Genomic DNA, 15,023 nt, shown 5'->3' with positions numbered 1-15,023 from the left:
ACCGTCACACAACGACCACCCCGGCCCTCGAGGTGGCCTAAACCGAGCGTCCGTCAGATCCAGGACGGTTCAAACCGCCCCTACGAGGTCCACACCGGCGCCGCCGACCCGGCGATCCCCAACTTTGATCGCGCCTGATCCCTGCCACCTACTTGACGCGGGACAAGGCGGCGGGATCGAGGACCACGGTGTGCCCGAGCCGTTCGAGTTGGGCGACCAGTCGGCGGGCGTGGGCCTCGTCGTTGCGCCGGGCCAGCCAGTCCGCGCCGAGGTCTTGGTAGGGCTCGTCGCGGCTGAGCATCCAGTGGGCCGAGACTAGGATGGAGTGGGCCACGGCCACCTGGGCGCGGCCCATGCCGCGGCGGGCGGCGAGCCGGGCGTGCTGGGTCGAGAGGTAGTTGGCGCCCTTCATCCGCCCGACCGACCCGGCGGCCTCCACGAGCATCGCGGTCAGCCACTTGTTGCCGTGCCGGGCAGCGACCGGGTGGCGCTTGCCGGCCGACTCGTGCACTCCCGGTGCCACCCCGGCCCAGGCGGCCAGGTGCGCTGCCGACGGAAAGCGGGACATGTCCCCGCCGGTCTCGGCGAGGATCACCTGCGCGACCTTCTGCCCCACTCCCGGGATGGTCTGCAGCAGTTCAAGCTGGTGCCGCCACGGCCGGCAGGCCTCGGCGATCACCGCATCGAGCTCGGCGAGAGCGGCCTCGACCAGCTCGAGGCGGCGCAGAATCGCCCGGGCCAGCATGGCGTGGTGGTCGTCGAAGGCCCCAATCAGCGCCTCGGTCAGCTGCGGCATCTTCGCGCGCATCTTGCCCTTGGCCAGGTCCGCGAGCATCCGCGGATCGCGCTCGCCGTCGATCATCGCGGCCAGCATCGCCCGCGCCGAAACCGTCGTCAGGCTGGAGGCGACCGCCGAAAGCTTGATCGAGGCGTCCTCCAGCATCAGCTCCAGCCGGATCGCCTCCCGGGTGCGGTCGCCCATCAACTGCATCCGGTAGCGGGTCAGCATCCGCAGCCGGCGGATGTCCGGCGGCGGCACGAATGACGGTCGCAGCAGCCCGTGTTCCAGCAGCTGGGCGATCCACTCGGCGTCTTTGACGTCGGTCTTGCGCTGCGGCACCGCCTTCATGTGCGCGGCGTTGAGCAGCCAGACCTCCATCACCTCTTCCAGGCAGTAGAACGGCGGCTTCCAGTACGTCGAGGTCGACTCGATCGCCGCGATCGTCACCCCGCGCTCAACCAGCCAGTCGCGCATCACCGCAAGCGACCGAGACATCGTCGAGAACGTCCGCACCTCGCTCACCCGGCGCCCGTTCGGCCCGGGCGTGCGCACGCAGACGGTGACCGACGCCTTGCCCACATCCAGCCCGGCGACCCGCTCGAACAGCACCTCCATCGGGACCCCTCCCCCGGTCGACACCGATAGGCGTCGTCCGGAGGGCCCTCTGCCAGGACACAGACCCACGTGCTCGCAGCAACAATCACAGGCACCCGAGGACCCCGCGCCATACACCTCTACGGGCTCCCCCGCACCAGTGTGTGTCGACGTCGCCGGACGACCCGCCCATTCTCATCCGCACGGGCAGCGATCAAGATCGCGATCGGTTACACCTGGGACTGCTGCACGAGTAGGTGACATCTGATCTGTGGTGCCGAGAGGTGCCGCTGGAAGGATGTTCACCGTGCCCAAGCCCTACCCCAAGGAGTTCCGCGACGACGTGGTGAACGTCGCCCGCAACCGTGAGCCGGGCCAGCACCTGAAGCAGATCGCGGCCGATTTCGGGATCAGCGAGTCGCGCCTGACCAACTGGATGAAGGCCGCCGACGTCGAGGACGGGGTCAAGCCCGGGAGCACCGCGGCGGAGAACGCGGACCTGCGGGAGGCCCGCAAGCGGATCCGGCTGCTGGAGCAGGAGAACGAGGTGCTGCGCCGTGCTGCGGCCTACCTGTCGCAGGCCAATCTGCCGGGAAAATGATCTACCCGCTCGTCCGTGAGCTCGCCGTCGACGGGATCCCCGTCGCGGTGACGTGCCGGGTCCTCACGATCGCCCGCCAGCCCTACTACCGGTGGCTGGCCGCCCCGGTCACCACCAGTGAACTGGCTCGGGCCTACCGGGCCGACGCGTTGTTCGACGCCCACCGCGACGATCCGGAGTTCGGCTACCGGTTCCTCGTCGACGAGGCGACTGCGCACGGGCAGCCGATGACGGCCGGGACGGCCTGGGCGATCTGCTCGGCCAACCGGTGGTGGAGCGCGTTCGGCAAGCCCCGCCGGGGCAAGGGCGGTCGCCCCGGTCCACCGGTGCACGACGACCGGGTCAACCGGGTGTTCACCGCCGCGGCGCCCAACCGGCTGTGGCTGACCGACATCACCGAACACCGCACGGCCGAGGGCAAGCTCTACCTCCGCGCGGTCAAGGACGTGCACTCCAACCGGATCGTCGGCTACTCCATCGACGCCCGGATGAAGTCCCGGCTCGCCGTCGCAGCAATCGACAACGCCGTCGCCCGACGGGCCGCCGACGGGGCCGTCGTGGCCGGCTGCATCGTGCATTCGGACCGCGGCTCGCAATTTCGCAGCCGGAAGGTCGTCCACACCCTGAACCGGCATCAGCTGGCCGGGTCGATGGGCAGAGTCGGCGCGGCCGGGGACAACGCAGCCATGGAGAGCTTCTTCTCGCTGCTGCAGAAGAACGTGCTCGACCGTCGGCACTGGACCACGAGACAGGAGCTGCGGATCGCGATCGTGACCTGGATCGAACGGACCTACCACCGACGGCGCCGGCAAGCCGGCCTCGGTCGACTGACACCCAGGCATCCGGCCCCGATCACGCCACCACTCTGGCGGCGGCGACCGGCCTCAACAACCGTCGCTGCATTCGCCCGCGGTCGACGCCGCGCGCTGGCAAAGCTCAACCTCTCGCCTCGGCACTACTATCACGTACAGCGCTACTCCACTCTTCGCTACACATCGACCGAGGGAGCGCGCGGTGCAGCCGATTCCTAGCCCACACGACGAATCAGCTCGCGTCCGCTGGCAGACGACGAGACGTACGAACGTGCATTTGGGTCGCTTATACGACCATCCGCTCGACCTTCGTGCCTGTTGTTGGTGATCATATGGCAACTCAAACCCATAACCTGCTTCGCAACTACGACGCGTTCATCTCCTATGCACATGACAGTCACGCCGAGGTTGTCTCGGAGATGCACCGGAGGTTGGAGCGATTCGGTAAGCCATGGTGGAAAGCTCGCGAGCTACAAGTTTACCGGGATCGGACGGCAATGGGTGCTGGACCAGATCTCTGGAACACCATTGTTGATGCAATGACGGCATCTGGCTGGATGATTGTCATCGCCTCCCCGAGCGCACGTGAGTCAGCGTGGGTAAACCGCGAGATTGCATGGTGGGTAGCGCGAAAGCCCGCGAGGCCGCCGATCCTAGCTCTCGTTGAGGGTGAGTTGATCTGGTCCTCTAGCGACGACAGTTGGGAGCCGGTACAGAGCACCGCGCTGCCGCGGGCCCTGAGTAATACGTACACTGCCGAGCCGTTTTGGGTCGACCTGCGCGGCGACAGGGGACGGGGCGACAACCTGGACGATGCCGTCGCAAGCATCGCAGCCACCATCCGAAACATCCCTAAGGATCGGATGATCGGGCGACATCTGCAGCAGCAACGCCGCACACGCCGCCACATCGGTGCCGCAGGCACCGTCGGCGTGGTCCTGCTAGTCGCAGCACTCATCGCAACGCTGCTGCTGAACCGACAGACCCAAGCCACCACCGCCGGCTTGCTCACCGCCGCGTCGGGAAACCACCTGTCGACTGATCTCGGGCTCGCCCAACTGTTAGCGGCCGAGGCCTACCGCCTCCAGCCCAACGCCCAGACAACGGCGGCGCTGTTCCGCGCGGTGAACGCCACACCACAAATCACCAGCTACCACCCAGTGGGTGGCCAGATCACCGCACTCGCCGCTGCAGGTGCCGTGCCCGCATTGGTTGCCGCCACCGACGCGCGCGAGGTCGTCCGATGGGTGAGCGGCCACCGCGAGACCGTGGCACAGCTCGATGAGCCAGCGACCTCAGCGGGAATAAGCGACGACGGAGATGTGATCAGCATTGTCACGAACTCGGGCGCCACGCTATGGAGCCCCGGACGGATGTTCGCGGTCGACATTCCGGAAGGGTACGAGACCGGTCCGTCGGCAGTCTCACCTTCGGGACGCACAGCATTCTTTCACATCAGCTCGAGCGACACCTCCGACGGTTTTCGGGGCCGCCTCATCACCATCGACACCCAGCAACTCACCACGCGAACCGCACCCTCGGACGGATTGTTTTCGGGCATGTACGCCACCAGTGACACCGACGTCGCCTTATACGGTTCTGGCGGGCACTGGGAGCGCCGGAGCGGCGACACCGTCACGGTGGCCGGGATGACCCAGGTCGGCAACCACTCCCAGGCCGAAGCGCTGTCACCCAGCGGTGGCCACTTCACCTTCTCCAACGGATCCGAGGAGATCCCGGTCTGGACAGCTGGTGCTGGCGACGTGGAAATGCAACCTTACCGATCCGCACTCGTCCCTGGAAGCAGTCGAGATGCGCTGGCTCTGTCCCCCGACGGAACGCAGCTTGCGGTCTCCGATGGTGGAACCGTCTACGTGGCATCCGTCTCCGACAACCCTCAACCGGCCACCTCCGCGACCAAGCTGCCTGGCAACCAGCGAATCACCCTGCTCCGGTTCGTCGGCGCCCATCGCTTAGTGGGCGCCGCAGGCGACCGCATCGTCAGCTTCGACCTGAGTCGCACGAGCAGGCTGGCAACAATCCACACCGGTATCGAGCTGCCCTGGCCGTGTAATGCCTGCTCGGCGATACGACTTGCGATGCGACCAGACGGCGATGCCTTAAGTGTCGTAGGAGGACAGACCACAGCACTCGTGCTAGACCTCACCACGCCGGACCTCGCACCTATCACTATCAGGAGCGGCGGCCCGGTGAGCAACTACACCCAGGCGCTGTGGACCGCTGACAATAATCAACTGATCCTGACCCTCGACCAGGGGTACGGCCCCTCCGAGACCGAAGTCCTCACTGCTGGCGAGAGAAGGCTGCGACGGTGGGACGAGGCCCGTGAGGCTCGGCTCGGTCTTTCTCGGGCGCCCGACGGTCTGATTTACGACGTCGACCTACATGGCGAGGTCCTCGTGCGCGACCCGACAACCGGACAAGTGCGATCAACGATCCCCGGTCCACGAGATCTCCGACCTGATGAGACTGAGACAGCAGTCCCAATTGCCTCCATCGATCCCGACCGCGGACGAGCAGCGGTAATTCAGGCAGGGCAACTCCGGCTTCAAGACCTTGCTACCGGCAACACACGTACCCTGCTCAACACCGGCGCCACCGACGCCGCTTTCGCCGGACCCCACTTGCTCGTACGACGTGACGACGGCATGCTCGAGATCCGCGAAGCTCCCTCATTCGACATCCTGACCGAGTATCCGGCGAACCCCGCAGTCGATCCGCGGTCCCGCCCAACCGGCAACGGCGCCCTCCTCGCCCAGGTCATGGTCGATAACCGAGTCTCGCTCACCGATGCGCTAACCGGTATCGAAATCGGCAGCCTGCCCTTTGGCCCTCGTCAAGAAGGCCGCATGGCCGCCGCAGCCTTCACCCCGGATGGGACAAAACTGATACTCGCCGCACCCGGCCCAGACGGCGAAGTACAGATGTGGGACGTTTCGCCTCAACGATGGATCGCAACAGCCTGCGCAACCGCAGGCCGCGACCTCTCTGCTGAGGAATGGACCCTTGCCACACGGACGTCTCCTCCATCCGACCTCCGCTGCACCCGCTAACCCGGGGCTTTCACCGGGGAGGATCGCACGGGTCGTCTCAAAACTCATTTCGCGTGATCGCGGCGGCGATCGCTGAGCCGGTCGCGACGCCCCGGGGCACCACGTCTGCGCCGCCAGGGCACCCGCGAGTGCACCGAGCACGAGCAGCACGAGGTTCCACAGTCGCCACCGGTCCAGGTGCGCCCTTGCGGCGTTGGCCGCGATCGACCATTGCCGATGGCGGCACCAGACCAGGTCAAGCAGGCGGTCCGCCCCTGGACCGGCCCCTGTGGTCAGACCGGGCTCCCACAGTGTTGGCGTCCACGTCAGTTCTCCCGGTTGAGTCAGCGGCAGTGTCACCCAGCAAGTCGAACCTCTGTGTTGACGGCTGTCAGCCGTCCCGGGGTCGCGGGTCCAGGACATCGATCACGGCGCGGACCCACTCGGTGAGTTGTCCGCGCTCCTCACGGGCTTCGCAGATGATTCGGAGGTTGTCCGCCGTGGACTTCGGCTGCCACGGCTCGGATGACGCCGCCACCGCGCTGTCCAAGGCGTCCAGTGCCCTGTCCACCTCCCCGGACAGAACGGCGAGTTCCAGCAGGGTGGCTTGGTCCCAGTAGTCCGGCGCCGGCGATGCCAGCCGCTGCTCGGTCGCGAACCGGACGACGGGGAGGAGTCGGTCCTTCCGGGCCAACGCCCTGGCGCCGCCCTGCACGTCGAGCAGGGTGACGGCGTTGATGCCGGGATAGATGTCGCGCCAGTCGATCTCGAAGCCCCGCACATACGCCTCCACGGCTTGGATGAGGAACGTGCGGGCACGTGCCGCGTCCTGTCCTCTTCTCGCCTCCGACCACTGGCTCTTATAGATCCGGCCGAGCAGCCCAGAAGTCTCCGAACTCGGTCCCCGCTCCGCCTCCAGTCGTTCGAGCAGGTGCACGGCGGTGGCGCGGTCCTGAGGGGACCCGGCTTGTTCCGCGCGCCGGTTGTAGGCGAACGCAGCCTGCTGACGGACCGGCACCTGCGACCGCAGCTGGTCCGGCATCCCCTCGTAGACCTCGATCATCCCGGACCAGTCCTCGAACGCCCGGTTTGCGAGCAAGAGTTCGGACAGGACGCCCGGGTCGCTCGTCTCCGCGGCGAGCAGGTCAGACCGGATGCGGGCGAGTTCGGGTGCCATCGCCCGTCGGCCCTCCGCGCTCTGGCTGCCGCTCCGGATCCGCCGCAGCCTTTCCTTCACGGCCTCGTTGGCCTTGACCTGCCCCTGGAACGACTCGGTAGCGTCCGGAGTGAGTGGCTGCGGATGCCAGCCGGTGACCAGCTGGAACAACGGGCTGTCCTGGACGCAGTCCCGCTGCTCGAGTGACCTCAGCGCCACCAGGTGGGCCGAAACGGACTGGCGCAGTCGCTGGGCATGCGGCTCGGGGAACGTGTGGTCCTGGCCCAGCTGGTAGGGCTGTGTGCGCAGCAGCTTCACGTCGAACGGGAGGGGATGGGACTCGGCGTAGACGGTCAGCGTGGTCCGCGGCCGAGCAGCATGACGGACACCCAACTCGTACAGGACATTGGCATTGCTGGTGGTCAGGTCCGCCACGGCGAAGTCGCAGACCAGCAGCCGCTCGAACATGGCCTTGTGGATGATGCCGCCGAGCTTCTCCTCGTCGGCGCGGATGGGAACCATGCCGGCGTCCACGATCCCGGGCTTGATCGCCATCGCGTAGACCCGGTCGAAGTCGATGTCCGGGCCGCCGGTGGGATCCGGCTTGGAGCCGAACGGCATCAGGACGAAGCACAACGGCTGGACGGACACGACTCCCCCTTCTCGCTCGAACGACCAGCGTCAGCCGGCCGCGACATCTGACAGCCGGCCCCTGGGCTCGGCCGGCGCTGACGGGTCCCCGGTCGGATCACGACGGCGCGCACGCCCCCCCTCGGGATCGGAGATCCGCTCCAGGCCGCCGAAGACCCTCCGGTGCTCCGGGTCCCTGCCCGTCCGACCTGTCGGCCCGAACCGGTCCATCCGGGCCAGCGTGACGGTCCCCCGTCGTCACCGCACAGGAGGAGCGGCTCCCGCAGGTGCAGCGCAACAGCGACTAGACGGCCCTGCAGGGACAGCACGGTGAGCTCGCCATCCCGGTCGAGGTCCACCAAGCGGAGGACGTCGTCGTCTCCACCGGTGAGCAGCAGTCGCCCGTCGGTGGACAGCGCGCAGGCGCGGACCGGCCCGTCGTGGTGGGCGACCGGGCGGCTGTCCCCGAGGACCTCCCCGCTCCAGAGCCGGACCTCACCGTCCACGCCGGTGGCCACCACCCGGTGGCCGTCGGCAGACGCGGCGCAGCGCAGCCACCGCCGATCCGGGTCGAGATGCCCACGGAGCGTGCCGCTGCTGAGGTCCCACACGCGCACGCCACCGTCCGCACCGGTGGGGACTGCCGTCCCCTGACGGGACCGGGCGCAGTCGTCGACGGCTGCCAGCCCCTCGGCCAGCACCTGACGGCAGCGGCCGGTGTCCCAGGGGCGGAGACTGCCGTCCCTGCCTGCGGTGACGAGCCGGTGCGGGTCGGCGAGCAGGACCAGGCCCGTCACGACGCCGGTGTGACCGGTCAGCACCGCGCGCTCCTCCAGCTCCGGAATCGACCGGACGTGAACGGCGCCGGTCGTGACGAGGCGCTCCCTCGGGGATCGATCGCGCAGCTCTCCACCTGCAGCGCGTTCCGCTCCTCCACCAAGTCCTGGAAGGTCCAGCTCACGAAGAGCCTCGCCGTCAGTGCCACCCGATCCCCTCCCCATCGGGGAGATGCCAGCACTAGGCCGTCACCGCAACGTCACCGCACCAGCAGCGCGTGCGGACGAGGGGCCCAGGGGCGGCGCCGTCCTTCCTCTGCACAGCGCCGTGGCCCAGGCTGATGCCATGACCGCGCCTCGCGTCGTGCTCGGCACCGGGCACATGTTGGACCTGCCGGACCGTCCCGAGCCCCGGTTCCCGGCAGATGAGGTCCCGCGGGTCACCGCCGAGGTCCGAACCGCGCTGACGGACTGGCAGGTCGGGCCGGAGAGCACGATCGTCTGCGGCGGAGCGCGGGGGGCCGATTTGATCGTCGCCGAGCAGGCGCACGCCCGCGGTGCGCGGATCGTGCTCTGCCTGGCTCTCCCCCCGGACGAGTTCGTCCAACGGTCGGTCGACATCCCGGGGACCGACTGGGCGGCCCGGTTTGAACGGATCGCGCAGGTCGCCGACACGCAGATGCTTGACGACACGGGCGGCGGGCGCGACGACGTCTTCGCCCGGGCGAACGCCTGGATGGTCGACGTGGCCCGATCCCTCGATCAGAGTCCGCATGCGATGGTCGTGTGGAACGGCCGGGAGGGGGACGGCCCCGGCGGGACGAAGGACATGGTCCGGCGGCTCGGCCTACAGGGACCGGACCCGCGCGTCCGGGTCATTGACCCCACCCGCCGCGCCTACGAAGCGCGCCAGGACCTCACTCGCCCCAAGCGGATGCTCGCCCTGGACGGCGGCGGGATGCGCGGCATGCTGTCCCTGCAGGTGCTGGCCACGATCGAGGCCCGCCTCCGAGGCCGTCTCGGGAACCCGCGCCTGGTCCTCGCCGACTACTTCGACTACATCGCCGGCACCAGCACCGGGGCCATCATCGCCGCCGGACTGGCCCTCGGGCACCCCGTCGAGCGAGTCGAGGAACGGTACAGATCGCTGGGCAGCATCGTCTTCCAGAAGCGGTTCCTGCCGCTGCGGGCCCGATCCCTCTACGTCGACCACCCCCTGCGGCGCGAGCTCAGCACCTTCTTCGGCGCCGATCGCACGCTGGGGGACGCGGAGCTGCGCACGCTGCTGCTCGTCGTCATGCACAACACGGTGACCAACTCCCCGTGGCTGCTGAGCAACTGCACGCGGGCCAAGTACAACCGAGCTGACCGCAACCTGCTCCCGAGCCCCGACCGGAACCTCGACATCCCGCTGGCTCCACTGGTGCGGGCGAGCACCGCGGCGCCGGTCTACTTCGCTCCCGAGGAGCTGCGCGTCGGTCAGCACCTGTTCCTGTTCCAGGACGGCGGAGTCACGCCGTTCAACAACCCGGCGCTGCTGCAGTTCCTGATGGCAACCCTGCCCGAGTACGGGCTGCGCTGGCAGACCGGTGAGGACCAGTTGCTCGTCGTCTCGGTCGGCACCGGATCCTCCGCGGCGACGCATCCGGGGCTGCGTCGCCACCGGGTGACGCTGCCGTTCAACGCGCGCAACCTGCCTTCGGTGTTCATGAACGGAGCCGCCGTCAGCCAGGACCTGCTCTGCCGGTCGTTCGGATGCTGCCGGTTCGGCGGCCCGATCGACCGAGAGGTCGGCAGCCTCATCGGAGCCCCGGGGATCGGCGGCGCCAACCTCTTCAGCTACGTGCGTTACGACGCCGATCTGTCCGACCGGACGCTCGAGGAGTTCGGCGTCACCGACCCCAAGGTCAGCAAACGGGTCCGCAAGCTCGACGCCGTGGACCAGTTGCCGCTGCTGACAGACCTGGGCCGAGCCGCCGCCGAGCAGGTCGACATCGACCGGCACTTCGACGGCTTTCTGACCTAAAGGAAGAATGGCGCGCTATCAATCAGTGTCCACATCGGTGGCGGTGTCCGTCTAACAGGGATCACTTCACGACCGGGTCAACCGCAGTAGGTTGGGCTAGCGCTGGGGGACGCGGCGCGGACAGCTACGAAAACTTACATCTCACGCCGCAGATCACCAGCCCTTCTCTATCGCGGGCAGTCGCGGGGCCGGGACGTGTCGCACCCGCTCAGGCAGCCACAATGGAGGACCGGAGCCGCCCGCATCGTGTCGCAGCCCGACGCACCTAGAAGACAGATCAGGGACCGTTGCCCACGTCCTCCTTACGCAGCAGCTCATCAAGCTCCTGCCAAGTCACGAAATAGAGGTCACGACGACCGTGGAGCGACCGCAGCATGTCGACCGCCGCCATACGCTCACCGGGACGCTTGAGCGCGATGCGTAGCTCCGCCACGAGGGTGAGCTGCTCCTTAAACGGCAGGTCGGGCATTCGGACCCTGCGCCAGCTCCGCCAGGTACGACAAGGGCGCTGACGGTGGTTCTGGGGGCGGATGCGGTAGCGGAGGAGCCGGCGGAAGGTCGGCGATGGCACCGGCGAGCTGGAAGGCGGTGATTGGAGTGATGGTTGTGTAGTCGACGATGTGCAAGGCCGCTAGCTCCGGTGGCAGCAAGTGCATCGGCAGAGGGGCGACCAGCACTGGGAGCAGCGGCTTGCCCAACCGCCACGCATAGGCCCACTCCTTCGTCGCCGCGTCTGAATCCAGAAGCGCCGGGGACACAGCATGAACCGTCCTGGATCTGACGGACGCTCGGTTTAGGCCACCTCGAGGGCCGGGGTGGACGTGGTGTGACGGTAGAGGTCCTCGAACTCGACCGGCGGGCGGTAGCCGATCGAGGAGTGCAGTCGGTCGGTGTTGAACCAGTGGACCCAGGCTGCGGTCTCCCGCTCGACGGCGGCACGACCGGCCCAGGACCGCTGCCGGTCGATCAGTTCGGTCTTGAACAGGCCGATGGTGGACTCCATCAGGGCGTTGTCCAAGGCGTCGCCGACCGAGCCGACCGAGCCGGCGATCCCGGCCCCGAGCAGCGCCTCGGTGAACGCCAGAGACGTGTATTGCCTGGGCTCAACCGGTCGTTGCAACACCCGCTTGGTGGAGCAACCGTAGTTGCTCGTCGAGGGTTTCGGCCGGGGTTTTCCAGCCGAGGACCTTGCGCGGTCTGCTGTTGATCGCGGTCTGGACGGCGAGGAGGTCCTCGAGGTTCCAGCGGGAGAGGTCGGTGCCCTTGGGGAAGTACTGGCGCAGCAGGCCGTTGGTGTTCTCGTTCGTGCCGCGCTGCCAGGGTGAGTGCGGGTCGGCGAAGTAGACGGCGATGCCGGTGTCGACCTTGAACTGCGCGTGCGCGGAGAGCTCTTTGCCGCGGTCCCAGGTCAGTGAGCGCAGCAGCTCGGCGGGCATGGTGGCCATCGTCGTGGTGAGGGCGTCTTTCATCGCGACGGCGCCGTAGCCGCCGAGGGCAGGTCCGTTCTTGACCGGTGGGACCGTGCCGTAGCCCTCCAGGCGCGGCAGGTGAACGAGCAGCGTGTAGCGGCTGGTGCGCTCGACCACAGTGCCGATGGCGGACCGGTTCAGCCCGATGATCAGGTCGCCCTCCCAGTGCCCGGGGACCGCTCGGTCCTCGGCCTCGGCCGGCCGCTCGCTGAGCACGACCTCGGCGGTGACGTGACCCTGCGGCTTATTGCGCGAGCGCTCGCGGGGCTTGCGCAGCGCCCGCCCGGTCCGCAGGCAGGCGACCAGCTCACGGTTGAGCGCGCCGCGCCCTTCGATGTAGAGCGCCTGGTAGATCGCCTCGTGGCTGATGCGCATGTCCGCATCGTCGGGGAAGTCGACGACGAGCCGTCGGCTGATCTGCTCCGGGCTCCAGGCCGTCGCCCAGCGACGGTCGGCGCGATGGGGCTTGTTCAACCCCTTCCACGTCGTCTCCGGCCCCGCAGCGATACTCCCGTCCGGGCGCTGCAGCTGCCCGCTCAGCCGCGTCTGGACGTACTCCTGCAGCTGGGAGTTCACCGCGAGCTTGGCCGGCTTGGGCCGCCGGGCCGCGGTCTGCGCCTTCCACTGCGCGACCGTCGCCCGGTACTCGATTCGGCCGCTGCGGGTTGCCGCGTTGCGCCGCAGCTCGCGCGAGATCGTGCCGGGATCGCGCTCGAGCTCACGAGCGATCGCCCGGACCCCGAGACCTTCGCCTTCAGCAGAGCAAGGTCTTCACGCTCGTGGAACGACAGGTACCGACCGGTGGGCTCGGCCAGGCTCAGCGGCGGCATGCCGCCAGCGTGGCGAAACCAGCGCGACGCGACTGGCGTGGACACGCCGACCTCGAGCGCGGCATCCTCCGTGCTCTTTGCCCTCCACGATCAGGCGCCAGAATGCGCGCTCCACGTGCCGAGCCGGCATCGGCCGACCCGGCGAGCGCATCGCCGGCCCAAGGGCCCGATCCGCCTGCTGCTGACGTCGCGCATCGAACACCTCCGTGATTACAGGGTGTTGCGACGACCGATTGAGTCCGCCAGGGACACCTATGGACGTACCCCTGATCGCGTGGTCCCTCGGCGGCGCGACATCCATCCCGGCGCTCCGCGGCGCGGACCCCAGGGCTGTCGCTGACGCCGGGCTCCTTCTGGGTCGCCTGCGCGTTGCGTTCGCGAAGAGCGGCCACCAAAGCGGCAGCCACACCTTTGACCGTGACACGAGGCGCAGAGTGTAGGCCGTGTGAGCGAGGGGTAGCCGATAGTGTTTGAGCTACGCGAGAGGAGCGAGGCTCTGCGCTGGCCGATGGCCGAGCCGGCGGTTCGCCCCGGATCGGCAGCTGACGGGGGGTCTGTGATAACACTGTGTGGGACTGTCATCACGCTGGGCGACGGCTCGCGAATACGAGGGTGCCCGATCGCGCCGCTGCGTATCGCGGCTCCGCGGCCGCTCTCATCACGGTAGATCCACCACCATGGCCGGGTCGCGCCCTCGTCACGATCGGGTGACTACCGCGGACGCGTTGACGAAAAGGCCCCAGACTGCGACGATGCCCGATCAAACTGGAAGTCGTCCAGGCGAGAAGGGAGGGGAGACTCATGAATATGAGATCGCTAGAGGCAAATGAGGACGCCGCGCTGAAGTGGAGTTCGGCCCAGGTTGTCTATGACATCGCCCGGCACATGAAGGAGGCCCCCGATGAAGATCGCCTGAACGAGGCGATCGCGGTCGTGCATGGCCACCAAATGACGGTGGCCCACGACGGTGCACTTGACCCTGGTGCGGCGTACAGCGTCGGCATCTCGGTAGCCAAAATTCTTGGCGGTTGACACGTCCCCGCCTGCTTCACGAGCAGGGGGGTTGACTCCAGGTCAAGGTCGACCTCCTCTGCGCTACAGATGGCGCATCTGGTGGTGGACGCGGCCACCCCTTCAACACTGGTTTCTCGAGTCAGGGCTCTGGTTCTTTCTGGTGGCCGCGGCCCTCTTCGCGGGCCTGTCAATCATCATCGCCAGTCCCGGCAAGGCGCTCGAGGTGATGCTCGGTGTGACTTCCCCGATCATGAAGGGGGAGGGGCTTGTCACTACCACTATTGCGATCCTGCTTGCTGTCGCCGGCTGGCTCGTCGTTCCAGCCCTTGTGGGTGCTGTGGCGGGCGCCGTGGTGGGGGAAGCCGTCGAGGCGTCGTCTCAGCGCGCCGACCGCTTCAAGGCTGCGGTCGACAAGTGGACGCTCCGCGAGATGGAAAAGGCAAGACGGAAGGGGCGTCGGCGTGCATCGCGTCGATAGGGCGAACCGAACAGGGGAAGTGGGGGAGCCAGAGTGACCTGTCAAAAACTGGAAACGATCTGGGAGCTAGCTGGAATCCCCTGGTACGAGGACTTCGTCAAAGCGCTTGTGGAGTGCCATGACGGGAACGAACACTTGGCGAACGTCCATTGGGTGACCCATCTGCATGGGAACCATATAGTAGCCAAGCAAGATTATGAGAGCGCGCGTCGGCTAACTGCGGGCGGTCTAATCGTCTGGTTCGCGGGTATCGGCTGTTCGCCAGAACTTCCATCTGGGCAACCGTGATGCGCGTAGTATTCGGCGCGGTCCTGTATCCAACCCTGGGGGGACATCCCCTCCCGGGTTAGGACGGAGCCGCCGCGTGTAGCACCTTTTCTCTCCAGCGTGAAGTCGGCTGCTGTCTACTGCACAGGCGGCAGGTACGCCGAAGTCGCGCAGCACCCTGCCGAGATTGCCGCGGTTGGCCTCGACATCGACATGGTTTTGACCGAACGCCACCTCGGTGATCTCAAGCGCGCGCTCCCAACTTGGGCGGGCACACGCGAAATCTCCCTGGTCTGCCAACACATTGCCGAGGTAGCGGCGGTAAATCCAATCCCGGTCGTGGGGTCGTCGGGGCCGAGTGCCCCTCACCAATACTTCAGGTCCGCTTGGATTGGGCGCGGGTGCCCGCGAGATCCCCCAGTTCCATCAGCACGCGGCCAAGTTCGTCCTCCCTCCAGGCAGCCTCTAGTGCTCTGTAACTGATGTGGTTGATGCCTTGCGGTGTCCGGGATCGGTGGCCTTGGCGATGACCGTGT

9 protein-coding genes and 3 pseudogenes are annotated in these 15,023 nt (G+C 67.5%); 5 read left to right on the top strand and 7 right to left on the bottom strand.

The window, feature by feature from the left end:
- Positions 1-148: 148 nt before the first annotated feature.
- Positions 149-1,396 (bottom strand): IS110 family transposase, encoded by a 1,248-nt coding sequence (locus HK417_RS23450; protein ID WP_222272808.1) that lies wholly within the window; start codon positions 1,394-1,396, stop codon positions 149-151.
- A gap of 286 nt (positions 1,397-1,682) precedes the next feature.
- Here HK417_RS23450 and HK417_RS23445 point away from each other — a divergent pair.
- Both HK417_RS23445 and HK417_RS23440 read left to right on the top strand, forming a co-directional pair.
- A pseudogene (locus HK417_RS23445) lies at positions 1,683-2,812 on the top strand (IS3 family transposase); the annotation flags it as partial.
- A 287-nt stretch (positions 2,813-3,099) separates the two neighbouring features.
- A complete protein-coding gene (locus HK417_RS23440) occupies positions 3,100-5,862 on the top strand; it encodes a toll/interleukin-1 receptor domain-containing protein (protein WP_222272806.1) in 2,763 nt (920 codons plus the stop codon).
- 370 nt (positions 5,863-6,232) lie between these two features.
- Here the strand turns inward: HK417_RS23440 and HK417_RS23435 are convergent, their stop codons facing one another.
- Positions 6,233-7,648: a TRAFs-binding domain-containing protein gene (locus tag HK417_RS23435; protein ID WP_222272789.1), complete on the bottom strand. Its 1,416-nt coding sequence runs from the start codon at positions 7,646-7,648 to the stop codon at positions 6,233-6,235.
- Entirely contained in the window at positions 7,618-8,448 is an 831-nt protein-coding gene (locus tag HK417_RS23430; protein WP_222272786.1) for a WD40 repeat domain-containing protein, read from the bottom strand. The genes HK417_RS23435 and HK417_RS23430 overlap by 31 nt, the downstream gene beginning before the upstream one ends.
- A gap of 301 nt (positions 8,449-8,749) precedes the next feature.
- Between HK417_RS23430 and HK417_RS23425 the strand changes: the two genes are divergently transcribed.
- Positions 8,750-10,429 carry a patatin-like phospholipase family protein gene (locus HK417_RS23425; RefSeq protein WP_222272783.1) on the top strand — a complete coding sequence of 560 codons (1,680 nt, stop codon included), beginning with the start codon at positions 8,750-8,752 and terminating at the stop codon, positions 10,427-10,429.
- Positions 10,430-10,706: 277 nt separating this feature from the next.
- On the opposite strand, the gene HK417_RS23420 is transcribed toward HK417_RS23425, so the two are convergent.
- From HK417_RS23420 to HK417_RS23410, 3 genes and pseudogenes are all read right to left on the bottom strand, one after another.
- On the bottom strand, positions 10,707-10,898 hold the full coding sequence (locus HK417_RS23420) for a hypothetical protein (RefSeq protein WP_222272780.1): 192 nt from the start codon (positions 10,896-10,898) through the stop codon (positions 10,707-10,709).
- Positions 10,899-11,222: 324 nt separating this feature from the next.
- Positions 11,223-11,525 (bottom strand): annotated as a pseudogene (locus HK417_RS23415) (transposase); the annotation flags it as partial.
- A 7-nt stretch (positions 11,526-11,532) separates the two neighbouring features.
- Positions 11,533-12,879: pseudogene (locus HK417_RS23410) on the bottom strand (IS30 family transposase).
- Between the two features lie 656 nt (positions 12,880-13,535).
- Here HK417_RS23410 and HK417_RS23405 point away from each other — a divergent pair.
- Both HK417_RS23405 and HK417_RS23400 read left to right on the top strand, forming a co-directional pair.
- Positions 13,536-13,760, top strand: coding sequence for a hypothetical protein (locus HK417_RS23405; RefSeq protein ID WP_222272777.1), 225 nt, complete (start codon positions 13,536-13,538; stop codon positions 13,758-13,760).
- Positions 13,761-13,902: 142 nt separating this feature from the next.
- Positions 13,903-14,220, top strand: a complete 318-nt coding sequence (locus tag HK417_RS23400) for a hypothetical protein (protein WP_222272774.1) — start codon at positions 13,903-13,905, stop codon at positions 14,218-14,220.
- Between the two features lie 228 nt (positions 14,221-14,448).
- Here HK417_RS23400 and HK417_RS27060 read toward each other — a convergent pair whose 3' ends face one another.
- Positions 14,449-14,856: a tetratricopeptide repeat protein gene (locus HK417_RS27060; RefSeq protein WP_368858544.1), complete on the bottom strand. Its 408-nt coding sequence runs from the start codon at positions 14,854-14,856 to the stop codon at positions 14,449-14,451.
- Positions 14,857-15,023: the final 167 nt, after the last annotated feature.

It is taken from the genome of Modestobacter marinus, assembly GCF_019799945.1.
Lineage (GTDB): Bacteria > Actinomycetota > Actinomycetes > Mycobacteriales > Geodermatophilaceae > Modestobacter > Modestobacter marinus_B.
This window is presented reverse-complemented; position numbering and strand designations above follow the sequence as displayed.